The sequence below is a fragment of the Burkholderia sp. AU17457 genome (assembly GCF_002223255.1).
GTDB lineage: Bacteria > Pseudomonadota > Gammaproteobacteria > Burkholderiales > Burkholderiaceae > Burkholderia > Burkholderia sola.
Genome location: NZ_NKFB01000006.1, coordinates 363,991 through 382,756, shown reverse-complemented (window position 1 = coordinate 382,756; position 18,766 = coordinate 363,991). Strand labels below are relative to the sequence as shown.

The following is an 18,766-nucleotide window of genomic DNA, read 5'->3' as shown; positions in this document are numbered from 1 at the left end:
GGTGGACGATACGGCTTCCCCGACGACCGAACGCGACGCACACGACCATCATGAGCTTCCCCACTGTCTTCATCGACGGCGACCAGGGCACCACCGGGTTGCAGATTCACGCGCGTCTGCGCGACCGCACCGACGTGCAGCTGCTCACGCTTCCCGCCGCGGAACGCAAGGACCCTGCGCGGCGCACCGACGCACTCAACGCGTGCGATATCGCGATCCTGTGCCTGCCCGACGCGGCCGCGCGCGAAGCGGTCGGCTTCATCCGGAACCCGGCCGTTCGCGTGATCGACGCAAGTTCGGCCCATCGCACGCCGCCCGACTGGGTCTACGGCTTTCCCGAGATGGCCGACGGACAGGCGCAACACATCGCGCATGCGAAGCGCGTGACCAATCCGGGCTGCTACCCGACCGGCGCGATCGGCCTGCTGCGCCCACTGCTGCAGGCCGGGCTGCTGCCGCGCGACTACCCGGTGAGCATCCACGCGGTGTCCGGTTACTCGGGCGGCGGAAGGGCCGCCGTCGACGCGTTCGAATCGGGCGACGCCGCCGCACACGCGTTGCCGCTGCAGGTCTACGGCCTCGCGCTCGAGCACAAGCACGTGCCCGAGATCCGGCAGCATGCGGGGCTCGCGCACCGCCCGTTCTTCGTGCCGGCCTACGGTGCGTATCGGCAAGGCATCGTGCTCACCATCCCAATCGAGCTGCGCCTGCTGCCGGCCGGGGTGACCGGTGAGCGGCTGCATGCGTGTCTCGCGCACCATTACGCGAACGCGCGTCACGTCGACGTGATGCCGCTCGCGGACACACGCGCGGCAACGCATCTCGATCCGCAAGCGCTGAACGGCACCAACGACCTGCGGCTCGGCGTGTTCGTCAACGCAGACGGCGGCCAGGTGCTGCTGTCCGCCGTGTTCGACAATCTCGGCAAAGGGGCATCCGGCGCCGCCGTGCAGAATCTCGACTTGATGCTCGGTGCGCGACACGCGGCATGACGCGCCCGCAGGCATCGTCGACGGTGCCTGCGCATGCCCCCGTAAAAGCTCACCTTTAGCCGGTTTCAGGCCGTATCGTCACCCGCGGCGGCATTCAGGCCGGCCAGCGTCTCCACCAGAAAATCCACGCACACGCGCACCTTCGCCGACGCCGCGACGCGCTCCGGATACACGGCCCAGATGTTCGCGGGCTGGACCGCTTCCGGCAGCACGCGGCACAACGCGCCGCTCTCGATCAGCGGCCCGGCCTCCCAGATCGAGCGCAGCACGATCCCGCGCCCGGCCAGCGCCCATTGCACGGCCACCTCGCCGTGGTTCGTGGACAGCGCGCCGCCGACCTTCACCGTCGTCGTTTCGCCGCGCACGGTCAGCCGCCATACGCCGAACGGATGATCGCGCTCCTTGATCGCGAGACAGTCGTGCGACGCCAGATCCGCGAGCGAGCGCGGCGTCCCGCGGCGGGCGAGATAGTCGGGCGATGCGCACAGCACGCGATGGTTCGCGGCAAGGCGGCGCGCGATCAGGTGATCGGCGATGTCGTCGCCGATGCGAACGTCGAGGTCGTAGCCTTCGCCGGCTACATCGACGAGCCGGTCGAACAGATCGAGCCGCACGTTCAGTTGCGGATAACGCGCGCTGAAGTCGAGCAGCGCCGGCGCGACGACGTGCCGGCCGAAGCCGAAGCTGCTCGACATGCGCAGCGTGCCGCGCGGCACCGTGCGCGTGGTCGACACGTCCTCGACGAGATGATCGACGTCGTCCAGAATCTTTTCGGCGCGCGCGAACACGCGTTCGCCGGCTTCGGTGACCGTCATCCGGCGCGTCGAGCGATGCAGCAGGCGCGTGCCGAGCTGCGCCTCGAGCATCGCGACGCGCTTGCTGACATACGCGGGCGACACCGCGAGCTGCTCGGCAGCCGCGCTGAAGCTCGCGAGGCGGACGACCAGGCTGAACACGCGCAAGTCGTCGAGGTTCGGCGATTTATTCACGATTCGTGGAAAGTCGATTAACTTTTAAGCGATTTTAATCCAGATGGAAATAAATAGAATGACGTGACGGGCCGTTGCCTTCCCGGCAGCCGGCCAACCAGCCAAGGAGATTTGCATGACCGACAGGACTTACAGGATTGCCGTGATCCCCGGCGACGGCATCGGCCGCGAAGTGATGCCCGAGGGCGTGCGCGCGCTCGACGCCGTGACCGCGCGCTTCGGCATCCGCTTCGACTTCGTCGAGATCGACTGGGCGAGCTGCGACTACTACGCGCAGCACGGCACGATGATGCCGGACGACTGGAAAGCGCAGCTGTCGGGCATGGACGCGATCCTGTTCGGCGCGGTCGGCTGGCCGGCGACGGTGCCCGATCACATTTCGCTGTGGGGCTCGCTGCTGAAATTCCGCCGTGAATTCGACCAGTACATCAACCTGCGGCCCGCGCGCCTGTTCGACGGCGTGCCGTCGCCGCTCGCCGGCCGCCGCCCGGGCGACATCGATTTCATGATCGTGCGCGAGAACACCGAGGGCGAATATTCGTCGGTCGGCGGCACGATGTTCGAAGGCACCGAGCGCGAAGTCGTGATGCAGCAGTCGATCTTCACGCGGCACGGCACCGAACGCGTGCTGAAATTCGCGTTCGAACTCGCGCAGCGGCGCGCGAAGCGCGTCACCGTCGCGACCAAAAGCAACGGCATCGCAATCAGCATGCCGTGGTGGGATGCACGCGCGGCCGAGATGGCCGAACGCTATCCGGAGATCGCGGTCGACAAGCAGCACATCGACATCCTGTGCGCGCGCTTCGTGCTGCAGCCGGACCGCTTCGACGTCGTCGTCGCGTCGAACCTGTTCGGCGACATCCTGTCGGATCTCGGGCCGGCCTGCACGGGCACGATCGGCATCGCGCCGTCGGCGAACCTGAACCCCGACCGCACGTTCCCGTCGCTGTTCGAACCCGTGCACGGTTCGGCGCCCGACATCGCGGGGCAATACATCGCGAATCCGGTCGCGATGATCTGGTCGGCGGCCATGATGCTCGACTTCCTCGGGAACGGCACGGGCCGTGAACGCGACGCGCACGATGCGATCGTCGCCGCGATCGAGGACGTGCTGCGCACGGGGCCGCGGACGCGCGATCTCGGCGGCAACGCGGGCACGCAGGAAGTGGGCGAGGCGATCGCCGCGCGGATCGCGGGCTGAGGTCGAGGGTCATGCCCGGCGCGCATGCCGGGCGGCGCTTCGTCAATCGGTCTGCGCCGAGCGACGCACGATGCGGTTGCCCACGTGTGCGAACGCCGCCGATGCGCCGGCGTGAAGTCGAGCGGTGAGCGACGACACATCGCAACGCGCACTGCTTGCGCGGTTTTTCATCGCAAGCCGAAGGATGATCCGATCGGTGAGTTGCACGTGTCGCTCGCGCACACCGATCGTCAATGCACGATCGCTTCGACACGGTCGGTGAAATGCATCGCGCGGCGACGCGCACCGCTGCACTTCGACGTATGCACCGCTTTACCCGTGCGATGTCGCGTCGACCTGTTCAACGCACACAGTTCGACGCGACATTTCACCTCGTCCCGAAAAATCTCACCTTCAGCGGAAGGCTCCCGAATTTCCTCACCGTTGAACCGCCGGTGATGCGTTCGCCAATCCTTTGAACGGGCGCGAGCTTCACAGCCCGAGGTCGGACAGCCCTGGATGATCGTCCGGACGACGGCCGAGCGGCCAGTGATAAAGACGGTCCGCCTCGCGAATCGGCAGATCGTTGATGCTCGCGTGACGATGCGCCATCAGGCCGTTTTCGTCGAACTCCCAGTTCTCGTTGCCGTACGAACGGAACCAGTTGCCGGCATCGTCATGCCACTCGTACGCAAAGCGCACCGCGATGCGATTGCCGTCGAACGCCCACAGCTCCTTGATCAGCCGGTAGTCGAGTTCGCGCGCCCACTTCCGCTGCAGCAGCGCGACGATCTCGTCGCGGCCCGTCACGAATTCCGCGCGGTTGCGCCAGCGGCTTTGCGGCGTATAGGCGAGCGACACGCGTTGCGGGTCGCGCGTGTTCCATCCGTCCTCGGCGGCACGCACTTTCTGGCGCGCCGTTTCAAGCGTGAAGGGCGGAACGGGCGGACGAACTTCGGGGGAAGCGGACATGGATTGCTCCTGTTCAGGGTTCTGGCTGCGAACGCACGCAGCCGGTTCGGATTCGCTGCGTCGGCTACCGCGATACGGTATCGAGCAGCAGTTCAGCCGTCGCGCGCGCATCGCGCGCGGCGTTTGCATCGCCGCTGACGAGCGCCACGCCGATCGCGCCGTCGATCAACACGAGCCACTGACGCGCGATGCGCGCGAGCCCGCGGCGCGCGACGCCGGTTTCGTCGGCATAGGCGTCGAAGCGTTCGCGCACGAACGCCAGCAGGCGTGCCTTGTGCATGCGGGCGACGACGCGCACGGGATCGTCGGCGTCGGGTATCTCGCCCGACGCATTCAGGAACGCGCAGCCGTGAAAGTCGGGCTGCCCGAACCAGTCGCGCAGCACGTCGAACATGCCGAGCAGTTGCGCGCGCGGCGCGTGGCCGCGCGCCAGCGTGGCATCGACGAACCAGCGCATCCAGCGCTCGTCGCGGTGTTCAAGCGCGGCGACGACCAGCGCCTCCTTCGATTCGAAATGCGAATAAAAGCTCTTTCGTGCCGCGCCGGATCGCTTGACGATCGCATCGACGCCGGTCGCATGGATGCCGCCCGAATAGATCAGCGCTTCGGCCGCGTCGAGCAGCCGGTCGCGAACGCCCGGTTCGCCGAAGGAGTCGAGAGGTGTATTCATGGGTTTACGGTAGAACGATCGTTCTCCGTCGTCAATACCCGGATGAAAAGGCCCTGTCGGTGGAAGGGCTGAAGCGCGATCGGACGGCGCGCGTTTACGACATTTTTTCTTGAAGCCGATAGGGGACGCTCACTACACTTCGGTCACCCTGTCTACGCACAAGGACATCATGCAGCGACCGGAATCCGCGCGCCCCGCGCGCCCCGCGCGCGCCTATGCGGCTTATGCGAAGCGACTCGATGGCCGCGTCGTCGTGCGGCGCTTCGATCCGCGCAGCGATTCGTACGACGTACTGACCGCGCTGCTGCATCGCGCGTTCGCGCCGCTCGGCACACTGGGCTTCAATTGCCCGGGCGTCGATCAGCCGGCGTCGGCGACGCGCGAACGCATGCTCGCCGGCGAGTGCTTCGTCGCGCTCGGCAACGCGCATCTGGTCGCGACGATGACGATGCAATCGCACGATCCCGATTCCCGCTGCGATTCGTTTCGCAGCCGGCGCGTCGCGACGCTCGGCCAGTTGGCCGTCGATCCCGTCTGGCACGGCCGCGGCATCGGCCGTTCACTGCTCGCGTTTGCGCAACATCGGGCCGCCGCGCGCGGCGCGACACACCTCGCACTCGACGCGCCGCATGCGGTGGTCCGGCTCGTCGATTTCTATCGCCGCGAAGGATTTCAACTGGTCGACGTGATGCGTTTTCCAGGACACAACTACGACAGCGCGATCCTGTGCAAGGCGGTCAGTATCGCGAACGCCCGCATGTGTGCGGTCGGCACGACGCAGATCGAGGTGGCGCGGCAAGCCGGTGCGGTGTCATGAGACACGAGGCGCCGAAGCGCGACCACGGCGACGATCACGCCCGGTTCGACGCCAGGCAGGCACGTGTGCGTGCCGCGCTGCGGCTGCGCGGCGTGATGAAGCTGACGATCGTCACGATCGCGGTTGCGCAGGCGCTGGCGTTCGCGTTCGAAAGCCTGCTGGCCGCGGCCGGATTCGCGCCGGACGCCGCGACGGCGCTGCTGTTTCGCTTCGTGACGTGTACGCTCGTCAGCTTCTGGCTGCAGGCCGATGCATTGCATGCGTATCAGTACGCGGCGCAGCACGGGTTCATCACGATTCCCGGCACGCATGGCGATCCGGTCGACATTGCGCCGCAATGCCCGAAGCGCTGGCTCGTCGTGTTGTATCTTCAGCTCGAACCGCAATGGATGAAGGGTGAACGGAGCAAGTAACGATCGGCGCACCGTTGGGGGCCGTGCGCCGAGCGCCGAGCGCATGAGTGAGTCGCAACGATATTCGCGGGCTCACGGTTGAGGTCCCGATTCCATTCGGCGTCGCGTGCGGTGCGTCGCGAACGATCGCCCGGCATGTGGAAGGGTGCGGAAGGGACAAAGCGAAGCAGAGACAGACGGGTGAAGCAAACGTACGATTGCCCTTCACCGATGCGAAATCGCGCTGCGATTCAGCGCGCGAACACACCTCCCGAATAATCTCACCTCAAGCGCTGAATCACGTGTGTCGACGCGCGACGGTGCACGCGCAAATGAAAACGGGGCGGCCGGCCAACGTGCCGCGCCGCCCCGTCTCTGTCGACATCCGGCTCAGGCCGTCCAGTCGAGAATCACCTTGCCGCTTTCGCCGGACAGCATCGCGGCGAAGCCTTGCTCGTAATCGTCGGCCGCGAAGCGATGTGTGATGATCGGCGACAGGTCGAGGCCGCTTTGCAGCATCGCGACCATCTTGTACCAGGTCTCGAACATCTCGCGGCCGTAGATGCCCTTGATCTCGAGCCCCTTGAAGATCACCTGGTTCCAGTCGATGGCCGTCTGCGCGGGCGGGATGCCGAGCAACGCAACCTTGCCGCCGTGGTTCATCGCCTCCAGCAGGCTCGTGAACGCGCTCGGCACGCCCGACATCTCCAGACCGACGTCGAAGCCTTCGGTCATGTGCAGGTCGGCCATCACGTCACGCAGCGACTCGCGTGCGACGTTGACCGCACGCGTCGCGCCCATCTTGCGCGCGAGCTCCAGCCGATAGTCGTTGATGTCGGTGATGACGACGTTGCGCGCGCCGACGTGCTTCGCGATCGCGACGGCCATGATGCCGATCGGGCCCGCGCCGGTGATCAGCACGTCTTCGCCGACGAGGTTGAACGACAGCGCCGTGTGCGTCGCGTTGCCGAACGGATCGAAGATCGACGCGAGATCGTCGGAGATCTCCGGCGGAATCTTGAACGCGTTGAACGCCGGAATCGCCAGGTATTCGGCGAACGCGCCTTCGCGGTTCACGCCGACGCCCACCGTGTTGCGGCACAGATGCCGGCGCCCGGCGCGACAGTTGCGGCAGAAACCGCAGGTGATGTGGCCTTCGCCGGACACGCGATCGCCGATCGCGAAGCCGCGCACTTCCTGCCCCATCTCGACGATCTCGCCGACATATTCGTGACCGACGTGCATCGGCACCGGAATCGTCTTCTGCGCCCAGTCGTCCCACTTCCAGATATGGATGTCGGTGCCGCAGATCGCCGTGCGGCGGATCTTGATCAGCACGTCGTTGTGGCCGACTTCGGGGCGCTTCACGCGCGTGAGCGTGAGGCCGGGGCCGCGTTCGAGCTTTGCCAGTGCTTTCATTGTCGCGCCTCCGTCAGATGATGCCGAGCGACTTGCCGACGCGCACGAACGCGGCGACCGTCTGGTCGATCTGTTCGGGCGTATGCGCGGCGCTCATCTGCGTGCGGATGCGCGCACGGCCGCGCGGCACCACGGGGAACGAGAAGCCGATCACGTAGACGCCTTCGCCGAGCAGCTTGTCGGCCATGTTCGTCGCGAGCTGCGCGTCGCCGAGCATCACCGGGATGATCGGATGTGCGCCGGGCACGAGCGTGAAGCCGGCCTCGGTCATCTGCTTGCGGAACCGCGCGCCGTTCTCGCGCACGCGCTCGCGCAGCTTCGCGCCTTCGTCGCTGCCGAGCAGCTCGAGCACCTTCAGCGATGCCGCGGCGATGCTCGGCGTGAGCGTATTCGAGAACAGATACGGACGCGAGCGCTGGCGCAGCAGCTCGATCACCTCGCGACGCGCGGCGACATAGCCGCCCGACGCGCCGCCGAGCGCCTTGCCGAGCGTGCCGGTGATGATGTCGACGCGGCCTTCGACGCCGCAGTGCTCGGGCGTGCCGCGGCCATGCGTGCCGATGAAGCCGACTGCATGCGAATCGTCGACCATCACGAGCGCGCCGTAGCGATCGGCGAGATCGCAGATGCCTTTCAGATCGGCGATGATGCCGTCCATCGAGAACACGCCGTCGGTTGCGATCAGCTTGTGGCGCGCGCCCGCGGCGTCGGCCTCCTTGAGCTTCGCCTCGAGGTCGGACAGATCGTTGTTCTTGTAGCGCAAACGCTTCGCCTTGCACAGGCGAATGCCGTCGATGATGCTCGCGTGATTCAGCTCGTCGCTGATCACCGCGTCGTTCTCGTCGAGCAGTGTCTCGAACAGCCCGCCGTTCGCGTCGAAGCAGCTCGAATAGAGGATGCTGTCCTCGGTGCCGAGAAACGCGGCCAGCGCGCTTTCCAGTTGCTTGTGGACGGTTTGCGTGCCGCAGATGAAGCGCACCGATGCCATGCCGAAGCCGTCCTGGTCGAGGCCGGCCTTCGCCGCGTCGATCAGGCGAGGATCGTTCGCCAGACCCAGATAGTTGTTCGCGCAGAAATTGAGCACGCCGGCGCCGCCGGCGAGCCGCACGGCTGCCGCCTGGGGACTCGCGATCTCGCGCTCGGTCTTGTAAAAACCGTCCGCGCGGATCTGGTCGAGCGTCCCGCGCACCTGGGCGAGAAAGGCATCACGCATCGCAAAGCTCCTGACAGGGTTTCGCATTCCGCGGCGCACGGCTCGTGGCGGCGCAACGGCCTGCTACTGTTATAGTCGGTCGTTCGGTTGACCGCATTTATCCGATATTCCGAACTAGAATTCGAAATATCGAACAACTCTAAGCGAACGGAATCCAAATGGCAAGTTCCTCCGGCTCGCGGCGCACGCCTGCCGACGCCGCCCCGCAGCCGCCGGCCGCGACCCCGCCGCGCGTCGGCGAGCAGATCCAGCGGCTGCGCAACGAGCGCAAGCTGACGCTCGACGACCTGTCGCGCGCAGCCGGCGTATCGAAATCCATGCTCTCCGAGATCGAGCGCGACAAGGCCAACCCGACGATCGCCGTCGCATGGCGGCTGACGAACGCGCTCGGCATCACGCTCGACGAACTGTTTTCGCAGCCGAAGGCGCCCGAGACGATCCGCGTGGACGGCCCGCACGACATTCCGACGCTCGCCGGCCACGACGGCCGGTACCAGTTGCGCGTATGGGGCCCGATCGAACTCGCCGGCAAGTTCGAGTGGTACGAGCTGACGCTACCGGGCGGCGGCGCCCTGATATCGAACGCGCACGAACCGGGCACGCGCGAGCACCTCACCGTGCTGCAGGGCGCGATGGAAATCGAGGCCGCCGCGGCCAGCCGCCGACTGAAGGCCGGCGACACCGCGCGCTACCCCGCCGACGAGCCGCATGCGATCCGCAATCCCGGCAAGGCCGAAGCGCGGGCACTGCTGATCGTGATCCATCGCTGACGGCGCGTATAGCTGGCCAAAAGGTCAGTCGCAGGCCTGTTGCGGAAAATACTGTATGTTTGTACAGTATACGGACATTCCGCCATGCATGGGCCGGAGCCGGCGCACCGAGGCGCCCGTCCCGGTCGACAGGAGCCTGCAATGACAGAAGAACAAGATTTGGCCGCGCTCAGCTTCAAGGCTGCCGCGCATGACCTCGAATTGATCGTTCGCCATATCGCCGGGCGCTACATCCGTCAGCGCGTGCCGCTGACGTGGCGCCTGCTGCATGCGATCGAAGCCGAAGCGCTCGCCGATCTCGGCTTTGCCAGCCGGCACGACGCGGGCATGCGTCAACTGTTCGAACGGCCGTCGGACATGACGTTTCCCGAAACGGACGATCCGATCGACTTCGGGCGCTCGAATGCGCTGCCCGCGGTCTTTTCGTTCGCCGTTCTCGCGTACGAAGCCGCGGCAAACGCGCAGGGCACCGCGCGTCCCCCACGTCCGCACCGCCAGTCCAAGGCGTGGGGCGACTGACGGCCCAGCCCGGCCGCCGCGCATGGCGGCCGGTTCACCCGCTTGCTGCCCGATACGTTGCGGAAAAGGGCTACCATATACGCAACTAACGGAATTACTACCATGTCTCTTCCCGCCTCTCCCCACACGACCTCGCCGGAAGAAAAGGATCTGTTCGACCGCGATGCGTCCGACTGGGTCGCCTCGCCCGAAGCCGCGTTCGACGCGTGGCTGGCGATGCAGGACTATCGCCGCTCGTCGGCCGACGTCTATCGCGCACAATGGGGCGCGTTTCTCGCGTGGATGCGTGCACATCAAAAGAATCTGGCGACGGTCGATACGCCGACCATCGCGAATTTCGTCGGCGAACTGCCGATCAAGAAAACGCAGCGAATGCGCTATCTCCGGCTCATCGAGCGTGTGCTCGATCATGTCCGCCGCACCGAGTACGCGTCGACCAATCCGGCCCGCTTCATTGCTCAGGATGGCGAAGCGAATTGGCGCAAGGCGCGCGACAACGAACCGACCGGTTTCCTCACGCCTGCGGAACGTGCGACGTTGCTCGCGTATCTGTTTTCGCCGATCGGCGTATCGGGTTCCGCGTACTGGAAGGAGCGCCGCGACCGCGCGCTCGTCGCCGCGTTTCTCGGTGCCGGCATCAAAACCGGCGAAGCGCGCGCACTTACGATTAGTTGCATCAATACGAGCGGCACGTCGCTGCGGATCGAGTCGACGCATCCGGACTACTCGCGCGACACCCATCTGGCCTCGTTCGCCATTGCATTGCTCGAAGCCTGGCTCACCGAACGCAAACGCCAGGAGATTCCGGGAGAGCTCGTCTTCCCCGCATCACATGCCGGGCGGCCGATGCACAAGGCGACGATGCTGCGCGCGATCGATGCGATCGTCGAATCGGCCGGGCTCACGTCGTCACGCACGGCGCGCGCCAGCCCGCAAACATTGCGCAATACCTACGCGGCCGAACTGTTCGAGCACGACGTGCCGCCAGAGCGCGTCGGCAAATGGCTGGGCTTCATGCGGCCGATCTCGTCGAATCGCCTGCATCGTGCATGGAAAAACTGGCGTGACGGGCTGGCCGACAACAACGGTGACGGTGACGCGTCCGACGGCGACGAAACTCACTGATCGGGAAACGGCTGCTCACGCGAAACGATCCGTGAGCAGCCTTGCGTGGCACTGCCTCACCATTTCATCGCTCCCGAAAAACCTCACCTCAAGCTTCCCGGATCCTCTCACCTGTGCGGCGGCGCCGGCGTCCGGGTCAGGTCTGCGCAAAACGCGCGACGGCTTCGAAGCGGGACGGCCATGCGCCCGACGCGTGCTCGCACTCGGGGCATGCGACTTCAAAACCCTCGTTCCCGTGTGACAGTTCCGGTTCGCCGTCGCAATGCGGGCACCGGGTCGGCGCCGGAATCTCGTGATCCAGGGAGGTGCCGATCGCGGCATACGCGTCCGCATCGAGTCGTCCCGCGTCGGCCAGGCGCCGAATCAGTGCGGCGATTTCCGGACTCATTCCGCGGTTCGCGCGCAACGAATTCATGTCGCGCGTGGCGCGCTCCAGTTCGTCGCTCTGGGCACGCAACTGTTCTTCGAGCCGGTCGGCACGCGCCTTGGCCGAACTCAACTGCTGCAGGAAATCGAATTCCTTGCGCTGGACGTCGCGCAACCCGCTCTGGTAGGTCGACGCCATGCTGCGCAACGAATCCAGTTCGACCAGCATCGGCTTGACGCGGCGTTCGGCTTCAGCCACCGCATCCTTGATTTGCTGCGCGTAATGCTCGGTGCGCTGCTGTAGTTCGGCTTGCAGCGCATCGATGCGGTCGCGTAGTGCGGCGTTCTGAGCCTGTTCGGCATCGATCCGGCCGGCAGCCGTGGCCAGTTCCTTTTCCAGCCGAGCGACTGTGGTGAGCAGCGTTGCTTCGCTTGCCGAGCCGTGGGTGGTCTGCGACGCAAGCTGAACCTCGAGTTCCGTTACCCGCGCCTGTAATTGCTCGTTTCTCGCTTCACCGCGCGCGAGCGCGCTCTCAAGCGTTTCCTGACGGACGGCGGCGTCGCGCAACCGTTGTTCCGCGTCGGCCATGTCGGCACGCACTTGCTCGCGATCCGCATCGAGGCTGTCGCGCGCGACTTTCAATGCCTCTTCATAGAGTGCGCCGAGCAACGCGCCGGCCTTTTCCTCGACTGCCTTCGGGATCGCCGCGCCGTCGAGCCGGATCTTCGAGGCTGAACGGATGCGCTCCCAGAAATGGTCGATGTCTTTCGGGATGTCGCTGGCGCTGCCGGTCTGGGTGAGATCACGGACGTTGGCGGCCGACGGCCGGATGCCGAGATCGAAGAACAGGCGCTTGCACGCATGCAGCGACAATTCCTGACGTCGTGCACCGCTCGCGCGCAGCGATTCCAGTTCTTCCCGAATGACTTGACGCATTTCGTCCAGGGTCATGGCCATACTCGTAGACAATGAAATGTGGCAATAATAACGAAATACGTGTTCTTTGATACTTCTTTCGAGGGTCCGTTGTGAATTTACGTCGTTTTGCACAGAAACAGGATCTGTGAGCCCATCCCGCTGAAGGTGGCCTGGAATTCCGTGAAACAAAGCGAAGAAAGTCCGCCAAGTCCTTGTGCTGCAAGTGATTTTCCGCGAACCCCGAATTCGAGCATTTGTTTCACATGACGGCAGATCCGATTGCCTGTGGGTGTTCGGGGGTTGGGGTGTCTGTGGAAAACTCGTCAGCCGATGGCTTGAGAGTATTAGAAGTAAACACCCTTGAACCCTTAGTTAAAAACGTTAACGCCACGGCACAGCCTTATGGTGCAAGGCTTTCCGGCCGACAAGGTGAAGTTTTACGGGAGCCAAGGTGATCTTCTGCGGGAGCTGACGTGATGGGGTTCAGGGAGCTGCGTGAGCCGATGCAGGAAGGGTCGTGAGCGGATTCGGGATCACAGTAAAACAAGCGTTTTCCCACAGGTGAGGGTTTTCGGGGCTGCACAGCCGCGGAACCCGCACTGTGCCTGACTGCACAGTTTTCTGCCTGTGCAGACATAGGTGAGAATTTGCAGGACGTGCTTCGCGCCCTGATTCTGCCCATCTTTTGGGCAGATTGGGCGAAAGGTGAGGTTTCACGGGACTCGACGGGAATTTGCTGTGAGGATTTCCGGGAAGCGAACGCCATTTTGCACAGCAAAAGTGCTTTGGGGCACCTGTGATGCCCCAAAGGTGAGGCTTTTCGGGAGGGAAATCCGGGTTTTCCTGCTCCAATCCCCTTAAGGTGAGCTTTTTCGGGGCATCGATCACAGGCCGCGATCTCCGTCACAGGTGAGGCTTTCCGGGAGCCGTATTTGCTTAAAAAATGGTCAAAGGTGAGGCTTTTCGGGATTCTTGACGGGCCTGATTCGTCGAAAAGCCCGCCAGGACTGGCGGATATCTCATTTTTGCTGTGCCACTTTTTGGCACAGGTGAGACTTTTCAGGGGCCGACATCCGGTTGTCATATGACGGATTCCCGTCGAAAGGTGAGGTTTTTCGGGAGGTCTGCGCGATGCACAGCCAAATGCCTTCTGTGTATAAGTATCGGAAGAGATTGAGATTTTTGATACCGGGCCGGTTACGGTGAGGTTTTTCGGGAGTCATTTCCGGACCCGCTGCGGTGCCGCACTTCTTCTGTAAGGTGAGCGTTTTCGGGAGTCGTTAGCAGCCAGTCCCGCGTGTGTCGGACGTTCGTCGGCATTCGGACGAATCCACATGCTGTGCTTAAGGTGAGAATTTTCGGGACCCGATACGATTCGCGCGCTGTACAATGCGCGCCCGGGCGGGTCAAGCCGCCGCCAATCGGGCCGCGCGTGCCGGTATCGATCGCGATTTTCCACGTGTCCAAGCCGAACCGATGTTCCGGCGGGCCGCGCCTGTACATGCATACAGGCCGATGGGCGGTGGTCCGGGACGAACGGTGAGGTGCAATCGCGACCCTGTGTCGAACTCACGGTTGCGCAGTCGCAAAATTACGACAAATCGAAAGGTGAGCCGATACGGGAACCAATTTCGCACGTGTCCTGCACAGGTGAAATTCTGTGAATCGGCGCATGCCGCGGCACGTCTGGACGAGTCCGGAACGCCGTACGGGCGGACCGGTGAGCGTTTTCGGGAGCGGTTCGGGTGAGTGCCGTTTTGCCGGCGCGCTTCACCGGCTATGGTGAGCATGTCGTTCTGGACGCACATCACCGCAGGCGCTATCCTTCCGGGAAACTTCTCCTCCGACCCGACGTATGGCCACGACGAAGCGCGCCAAGAAAACCGATGTGGATGTGGTGAGTGCCAGTTCAGCCGAATTGCGAAAGGCCGTCGAGGCGATCGCCATTCAGCCGAAGAGCGGCAAGATCACGCTCCTCACTCGCAAGCTGTTCAATGTCCTGCTGGCCGTCGCGCAGCAGGCCGACGACTCGGGCGACACGTATCGCGCGCTGCTGTCGGACATCGTCGCCAACTCCGCTTTCGATTCGAACGACACCGCGTTGGTGAAGGAACACCTGCGCCGCATGGTGTCGGTGCAGGTCGAATGGAGCACGGGGACGTCGAGCCAGAAGCCCGGCCGCAAGTGGGGGATCTCCACGCTGATCGCCGATGCGGAAATTCTCGAGGATCCGACCACCCGCCGCGTGTGGGTCGAATTCTCGTTCGCACCGAAGATCAAGAAGAAGCTGCTCGACCCGGTCCAGTATGCGCGCCTGAGCCTGCAGTTCCAGAGCCAGCTGCGCAGCAGCGCCGGGCTCGCGCTGTACGAAATCTGCGTGCGCTACCTGACGAACCCGAGCCACCTGACGATGCGTGAGCCGTGGGAATGGTGGCGGCCGATCCTGTCGGGCACGCCCGACACGGAAGCCGGCGACGAAGCGAAGCGCGAGTACAAGTACTTCAAGCGCGACTACCTGCGCCCGGCGATAGCGGAAGTCAACGCGGTCACCAACATCTTCGTCGAGCTGATCGAGCACCGTGAAGGGCGTCGGGTGGCCGAGATCCAGTTCCGCGTGACCGAGCGCAAGCAGCCGATGCTCGCGCTCGACGAACACCCGAACGTGTTCGACAGCACGCTGGTCGACCGGATGGTGAAGCTCGGGATCCCGCTGAAGGAAGCGCAGACGCTCTATGCGGACAGCGAGGAAAACCGGATTCGCGCTGCGCTGCAGATGACCGAGCAGCGGATGCGCAGCACGACGCTGCCGCCGGTGCGCAGCGCGCCGGCGCTGTTCAAGGATGCGCTGAAGAAGGGTTATGCACCGCCGGTCGAGTCGGTCGACGCACTGCCGGCGGGCACGCCGTCCGCGAAGGTCGCGGCTGCCCAGCCGGACGATCTGAAGGCACGCCTGCTGAGCGAGTTCGCGGCGTTCCGCCGCAAGGAAGCGAAGGTGTTGTACGAAGAGCAGGGCGACGCGGAGCGCGAAGTGGCGCGCGAGTCGTTCGAGTCGGAGGCATTGCCGACGATGGGCTCGCATCTGCGCGACGACTGGCGCAAGCGCGGCCTCGATTCCAAGCTGGCCGAGACGGCCTTTTTCGACTGGCTGGCCCAGAAGACCTGGGGCGAGCCGACGGACGGCGACCTGCTGTCGTTCACGCTGAACCAGTCGCGGGCCGCTTGACGCCCGCTCAGGCCCGCTGACGGGCCGCCGCCGGTCTCCACCCCTTGGTCGGGTGGGGCCGGCGTCCTCACCAGGCCCTGCCGGCCGCCTCCCTCACTCCGACAACAGCATCCGTTCGAGCTGCTCGAGGATCGCGTCGCGCTTGTCCTTCGGGAGGCCGCGCAGGCGCAGTTCGATGCGGTCTTCGCCATACGACTTCAGGTCGCCCACCGACTTGCCGCCGAGCTTGATCTCGAGACGCTGCGCATAGCGTTGACGGCCGGCCGCCTTTGGCGTTTCCTGCGCCGCGACGCGGCCCTTGACGATGTCCGACACCTGGCGCGTGCTGAGATCGTCCGACACGATCTTGTTGATCAGCCGCAGCGTCGCCTCGGTGCCGCGCGCATTGTGATAGCGGCCGACCTGATACGCCATGTTCGATCCGAAGCGATCGGGGCGCGCGACCATTTCCTGCATGATCGCTTCCGGCAATTTGCCGATCGACAGCGCGACGGCCACCGTCGACTCGTCGAGGCCGAGGTGCTCGGAGAGTTCTTTCTGGCTCTGGAAATGCTTGTCGTCGAGGAAGCGGCGCCACACGACGGCGTTGTCGAACACCGTCTGCGAATCGCGCTGAACGTTGAGGTCGTAGCCGAGCTTGTAGCTCTGGATGCCGATCGGCACGTCGATCACGATCGCCTTGACCGACTCCTTGTTCGCTTCCTTCAGCGCCCGCACGCGGCGGCCGCCGTCGCTGACGAAATACGTGCCCGGATTGTCGTAATCCGGAATCACGTGGATGGCCTGCTGCTGCCCCTGCTTCGCGAGGTTGACCGCGAGTTCGGCAATCGACGATTTCAGATAGAAGTGCCGCGGGTTGAACGGGCTGTGCTTGATCGTCTTCAGCGGCAGCTCGATCACTTGCCCCGGCGCATAGCGATTCTCGAGGCGCCACGCGCGATATTGCGGCGATTCGTCGATCGACGGGTCGATCGTGAATTCCGGAGCAGGCGGCGGAGCGATGTCCTTCTTCGCGGATTTGGTCGATGCCGGGGGCGGCGTCTCGGACTTGACGATGCCGTCGATCGCATTGAGCCGATCAAGCGCCGTGCGCTTCTCGCTCGTCGTGATATCCGGGCGCGCTTGGAATCCTTTGGCAAATTGGGAAGGTTTCATGTGACTCCTTTATGCGCATAAAGTCAGGGCAGCATGGCGACGATTTCGTCGGCACATGCGCGAATTTCGGCGGCCGCCAGCTTGCCGCCGCGGTCGTTCATCTGCAGCACGGTCTGACCGAGCGCCATCGCTTGCTTGTACGCTTCCCGAGTCGGAATCTGTGTCTTCAGCAGCGGGAAGCCGAGTTCCTCGAGCGCACGCTTGAGCTCGCGGGTCAGCATGCGCTTCTCTTCGGTCTTGTTCAGCAGGAATACCGCGCGGAGGTCTTCGTTCATCACCTGCGCCTGCTGAATCAGTTTGACCAGTCCGACGCTCGACCAGTAATCGGCCGGCGACGACGATGTCGGGATCACGGCAATCGATGCGGCCAGCAGGACGACGCCGGAGACTTTCTCGGTGATCGACGGCGGGCAGTCCACGACGATGATGTCGTAGTCGTTGATGAACTTCTTGATCTCGCGATGGATCTGGCCGTCGGCTTCGGCCAGATTGACGACCGGAAACGGGATGCCGTTGTCGCTGTCGCCGGATGCGCTCGACCAGTGAACCAGCGTGTTTTGACGGTCTGCGTCGATGACGAGGACGCGCTTCCCTTTTTCATGGAACGCGGCGCCGAGATGCATGGCAATCGTGCTTTTGCCGACACCACCTTTTTGTTGAGTGACTGCAATGATTTCCGCGGCCAATTTTCACTCCTGTTTTGGTCGTTGGAATTCTACAGGACGATATTTGAATTTCAATGAAATTGTCGTTCGACAACTACGCGTTGGCCATTCGGACTATCGGTTTATGCGCATAAACGAGATGGCGGAGATGGGCGGCGCGTGTTGGCGGTGTGGTGGATATGACGAGACTGATGCCGAGCGGTCGTCGCGGTGCTCGATGGCTGCGTCTTCATGGGCTACATCGCCGGGGCTGTTCGTCGCAGAGATATGTCTCGGTACACTGCCCTTTCGCTGGATGGGCAGCGTTGCCTGCGAGCCGCGGAGTTTGTGCGCATAAACTCTGCAGAGGTCGCGGCGATCAACTTCGTTGGGAACCCGCCGCGCATTCGCGAGCGGGATGAGCGGTCTGCGAGGCTGAGCTGGATGTGCGCCGTCGATATCCATCGCGGAACCGATGTGCATCGAGGCAACGCCGTCTCGGCGCGCGGCGTTTATGCGCATAAACCAGACGCAAGGATGGCCCGCGGTGAAGGGCCGAAGGCACGAGCCTCGCCCGCGTCAGACGCGCAATGATGTCGTGCCGGGTCGATGGATTATCGATACAGTCATCGCCCGGCGCCGTTTCGTCTCGACATCCATCTACGTCAGCGTGCGTCTTGCACCGCGCCTCACAATCGCAGGCTTTATGCGCATAAACGCACCCGACGTGTCCCGCAATCACGCCCTTTCGCCACCGAGACCGCCCCTCACAGGGCATTGGTCAGGCTGATCACAGTTGCCGGTCCCGCGAAGCCGTTGCCGGGACTTTATGCGCATAAACATAACCGCATCTTTGAAGCGTCTCCCAGACACCAGACGCTCCGTCCCCCGATCACAGCACATCGCTAAACCGAACCGCCTCGGCGACCTGTCGAAAGGAAAACCACTCGATCTCGGTTGAACTGCCCCACCGAGCCCGTCAATGCAGACTAGCTACAATACAGGGCTCCACTATCCAGGCTTGAATGATGATCACGATTTACCACAACCCCCGATGCTCGAAGTCCCGCGAGACGCTCGCGTTGGTCGAGTCGCTGAATACCACCGGCGCGCCGCTGAACGTCGTCGAGTACCTGAAGACGCCGCCAACGGTCGAGGAAGTGGAAACGCTGCATCGGCAGCTCGGCCGCCCGGTTCGCGACATGCTGCGCGACGGCGAGGAGCCGTACAAGACGTTGAATCTGGCTCGCGCGGATCTGAGCGACGCCGAAGCCTACGCGGCAATCGCCGCTCATCCGATCCTGCTGCAACGCCCTATCGTCGTATATCGCGGCAAGGCGGCGATCGGTCGCCCGCCTGAATCGGTGAACGCGCTGTTCGAATAATTCTTGGCGGGCGTAT

19 protein-coding genes are annotated in these 18,766 nt (G+C 64.1%); 10 read left to right on the top strand and 9 right to left on the bottom strand.

What is annotated here, in order from left to right:
* The first annotated feature begins 50 nt into the window (after positions 1–50).
* On the top strand, positions 51–992 hold the full coding sequence (gene argC / locus CFB49_RS28635; protein ID WP_089492997.1) for an N-acetyl-gamma-glutamyl-phosphate reductase: 942 nt from the start codon (positions 51–53) through the stop codon (positions 990–992).
* A gap of 65 nt (positions 993–1,057) precedes the next feature.
* Here argC and CFB49_RS28630 read toward each other — a convergent pair whose 3' ends face one another.
* The gene (locus CFB49_RS28630; protein WP_069619655.1) at positions 1,058–1,981 is read right to left on the bottom strand and encodes a LysR substrate-binding domain-containing protein; all 924 of its coding nucleotides are present in this window, start codon (positions 1,979–1,981) and stop codon (positions 1,058–1,060) included.
* Positions 1,982–2,096: 115 nt separating this feature from the next.
* On the opposite strand from CFB49_RS28630, the gene CFB49_RS28625 reads away from it, so the two are divergent.
* Positions 2,097–3,182 carry a tartrate dehydrogenase gene (locus CFB49_RS28625; protein ID WP_089492996.1) on the top strand — a complete coding sequence of 362 codons (1,086 nt, stop codon included), beginning with the start codon at positions 2,097–2,099 and terminating at the stop codon, positions 3,180–3,182.
* A 42-nt stretch (positions 3,183–3,224) separates the two neighbouring features.
* Here CFB49_RS28625 and CFB49_RS36505 read toward each other — a convergent pair whose 3' ends face one another.
* Positions 3,225–3,416, bottom strand: a complete 192-nt coding sequence (locus tag CFB49_RS36505) for a hypothetical protein (RefSeq protein ID WP_069619657.1) — start codon at positions 3,414–3,416, stop codon at positions 3,225–3,227.
* On the opposite strand from CFB49_RS36505, the gene CFB49_RS28620 reads away from it, so the two are divergent.
* Positions 3,416–3,640 (top strand): hypothetical protein, encoded by a 225-nt coding sequence (locus CFB49_RS28620; RefSeq protein WP_179234957.1) that lies wholly within the window; start codon positions 3,416–3,418, stop codon positions 3,638–3,640. The genes CFB49_RS36505 and CFB49_RS28620 overlap by 1 nt on opposite strands.
* 13 nt (positions 3,641–3,653) lie before the next feature.
* Here the strand turns inward: CFB49_RS28620 and CFB49_RS28615 are convergent, their stop codons facing one another.
* Together CFB49_RS28615 and CFB49_RS28610 are read right to left on the bottom strand one after the other, a co-directional pair.
* On the bottom strand, positions 3,654–4,133 hold the full coding sequence (locus CFB49_RS28615) for a nuclear transport factor 2 family protein (RefSeq protein ID WP_050013484.1): 480 nt from the start codon (positions 4,131–4,133) through the stop codon (positions 3,654–3,656).
* Between the two features lie 64 nt (positions 4,134–4,197).
* Positions 4,198–4,803, bottom strand: a complete 606-nt coding sequence (locus tag CFB49_RS28610) for a TetR/AcrR family transcriptional regulator (RefSeq protein WP_089492995.1) — start codon at positions 4,801–4,803, stop codon at positions 4,198–4,200.
* Positions 4,804–4,972: 169 nt separating this feature from the next.
* Here CFB49_RS28610 and CFB49_RS28605 point away from each other — a divergent pair, with 169 nt between their 5' ends.
* Positions 4,973–5,620 (top strand): GNAT family N-acetyltransferase, encoded by a 648-nt coding sequence (locus CFB49_RS28605; RefSeq protein ID WP_089492994.1) that lies wholly within the window; start codon positions 4,973–4,975, stop codon positions 5,618–5,620.
* On the top strand, positions 5,617–6,033 hold the full coding sequence (locus tag CFB49_RS28600; protein ID WP_089492993.1) for a hypothetical protein: 417 nt from the start codon (positions 5,617–5,619) through the stop codon (positions 6,031–6,033). The genes CFB49_RS28605 and CFB49_RS28600 overlap by 4 nt, the downstream gene beginning before the upstream one ends.
* Positions 6,034–6,402: 369 nt before the next feature.
* Here the strand turns inward: CFB49_RS28600 and tdh are convergent, their stop codons facing one another.
* Together tdh and CFB49_RS28590 are read right to left on the bottom strand one after the other, a co-directional pair.
* On the bottom strand, positions 6,403–7,431 hold the full coding sequence (gene tdh / locus CFB49_RS28595; RefSeq protein WP_011548747.1) for an L-threonine 3-dehydrogenase: 1,029 nt from the start codon (positions 7,429–7,431) through the stop codon (positions 6,403–6,405).
* Positions 7,432–7,444: 13 nt separating this feature from the next.
* Entirely contained in the window at positions 7,445–8,644 is a 1,200-nt protein-coding gene (locus CFB49_RS28590; protein WP_089437343.1) for a glycine C-acetyltransferase, read from the bottom strand.
* A 158-nt stretch (positions 8,645–8,802) separates the two neighbouring features.
* On the opposite strand from CFB49_RS28590, the gene CFB49_RS28585 reads away from it, so the two are divergent.
* The 3 genes from CFB49_RS28585 to CFB49_RS28575 all read left to right on the top strand — a co-directional run bounded on the left by CFB49_RS28585 (position 8,803) and on the right by CFB49_RS28575 (position 11,058).
* Entirely contained in the window at positions 8,803–9,414 is a 612-nt protein-coding gene (locus CFB49_RS28585) for a helix-turn-helix domain-containing protein (RefSeq protein WP_089492992.1), read from the top strand.
* Between the two features lie 141 nt (positions 9,415–9,555).
* Positions 9,556–9,933 carry a DUF2471 family protein gene (locus CFB49_RS28580; protein WP_089492991.1) on the top strand — a complete coding sequence of 126 codons (378 nt, stop codon included), beginning with the start codon at positions 9,556–9,558 and terminating at the stop codon, positions 9,931–9,933.
* 102 nt (positions 9,934–10,035) lie between these two features.
* The gene (locus tag CFB49_RS28575) at positions 10,036–11,058 is read left to right on the top strand and encodes a tyrosine-type recombinase/integrase (protein ID WP_089492990.1); all 1,023 of its coding nucleotides are present in this window, start codon (positions 10,036–10,038) and stop codon (positions 11,056–11,058) included.
* A gap of 136 nt (positions 11,059–11,194) precedes the next feature.
* Here CFB49_RS28575 and CFB49_RS28570 read toward each other — a convergent pair whose 3' ends face one another.
* Complete coding sequence (locus tag CFB49_RS28570) at positions 11,195–12,376, bottom strand: DNA-binding protein (RefSeq protein ID WP_089492989.1); 1,182 nt, start codon at positions 12,374–12,376, stop codon at positions 11,195–11,197.
* Between the two features lie 1,822 nt (positions 12,377–14,198).
* Between CFB49_RS28570 and CFB49_RS28560 the strand changes: the two genes are divergently transcribed.
* Positions 14,199–15,566, top strand: a complete 1,368-nt coding sequence (locus CFB49_RS28560; RefSeq protein WP_006480193.1) for a replication initiation protein — start codon at positions 14,199–14,201, stop codon at positions 15,564–15,566.
* A gap of 93 nt (positions 15,567–15,659) precedes the next feature.
* On the opposite strand, the gene CFB49_RS28555 is transcribed toward CFB49_RS28560, so the two are convergent.
* Together CFB49_RS28555 and parA are read right to left on the bottom strand one after the other, a co-directional pair.
* On the bottom strand, positions 15,660–16,721 hold the full coding sequence (locus CFB49_RS28555) for a ParB/RepB/Spo0J family partition protein (RefSeq protein WP_069619668.1): 1,062 nt from the start codon (positions 16,719–16,721) through the stop codon (positions 15,660–15,662).
* Positions 16,722–16,744: 23 nt separating this feature from the next.
* Positions 16,745–17,407: a ParA family partition ATPase gene (parA, locus tag CFB49_RS28550; protein WP_006480195.1), complete on the bottom strand. Its 663-nt coding sequence runs from the start codon at positions 17,405–17,407 to the stop codon at positions 16,745–16,747.
* 986 nt (positions 17,408–18,393) lie between these two features.
* On the opposite strand from parA, the gene arsC reads away from it, so the two are divergent.
* Positions 18,394–18,750, top strand: a complete 357-nt coding sequence (gene arsC, locus CFB49_RS28545) for an arsenate reductase (glutaredoxin) (protein WP_089437526.1) — start codon at positions 18,394–18,396, stop codon at positions 18,748–18,750.
* Positions 18,751–18,766 lie beyond the last annotated feature (16 nt).

Coding starts and splice junctions, on each gene's coding strand:
- argC (WP_089492997.1), top strand. CDS start 51: ATGAGCTTCCCCACTGTCTTCATCGACGGCGACCAGGGCACCACCGGG.
- CFB49_RS28625 (WP_089492996.1), top strand. CDS start 2,097: ATGACCGACAGGACTTACAGGATTGCCGTGATCCCCGGCGACGGCATC.
- CFB49_RS28620 (WP_179234957.1), top strand. CDS start 3,416: ATGCACGATCGCTTCGACACGGTCGGTGAAATGCATCGCGCGGCGACG.
- CFB49_RS28615 (WP_050013484.1), bottom strand. CDS start 4,133: ATGTCCGCTTCCCCCGAAGTTCGTCCGCCCGTTCCGCCCTTCACGCTT.
- CFB49_RS28610 (WP_089492995.1), bottom strand. CDS start 4,803: ATGAATACACCTCTCGACTCCTTCGGCGAACCGGGCGTTCGCGACCGG.
- CFB49_RS28605 (WP_089492994.1), top strand. CDS start 4,973: ATGCAGCGACCGGAATCCGCGCGCCCCGCGCGCCCCGCGCGCGCCTAT.
- CFB49_RS28600 (WP_089492993.1), top strand. CDS start 5,617: ATGAGACACGAGGCGCCGAAGCGCGACCACGGCGACGATCACGCCCGG.
- tdh (WP_011548747.1), bottom strand. CDS start 7,431: ATGAAAGCACTGGCAAAGCTCGAACGCGGCCCCGGCCTCACGCTCACG.
- CFB49_RS28590 (WP_089437343.1), bottom strand. CDS start 8,644: ATGCGTGATGCCTTTCTCGCCCAGGTGCGCGGGACGCTCGACCAGATC.
- CFB49_RS28585 (WP_089492992.1), top strand. CDS start 8,803: ATGGCAAGTTCCTCCGGCTCGCGGCGCACGCCTGCCGACGCCGCCCCG.
- CFB49_RS28580 (WP_089492991.1), top strand. CDS start 9,556: ATGACAGAAGAACAAGATTTGGCCGCGCTCAGCTTCAAGGCTGCCGCG.
- CFB49_RS28575 (WP_089492990.1), top strand. CDS start 10,036: ATGTCTCTTCCCGCCTCTCCCCACACGACCTCGCCGGAAGAAAAGGAT.
- CFB49_RS28570 (WP_089492989.1), bottom strand. CDS start 12,376: ATGACCCTGGACGAAATGCGTCAAGTCATTCGGGAAGAACTGGAATCG.
- CFB49_RS28560 (WP_006480193.1), top strand. CDS start 14,199: ATGGCCACGACGAAGCGCGCCAAGAAAACCGATGTGGATGTGGTGAGT.
- CFB49_RS28555 (WP_069619668.1), bottom strand. CDS start 16,721: ATGAAACCTTCCCAATTTGCCAAAGGATTCCAAGCGCGCCCGGATATC.
- arsC (WP_089437526.1), top strand. CDS start 18,394: ATGATCACGATTTACCACAACCCCCGATGCTCGAAGTCCCGCGAGACG.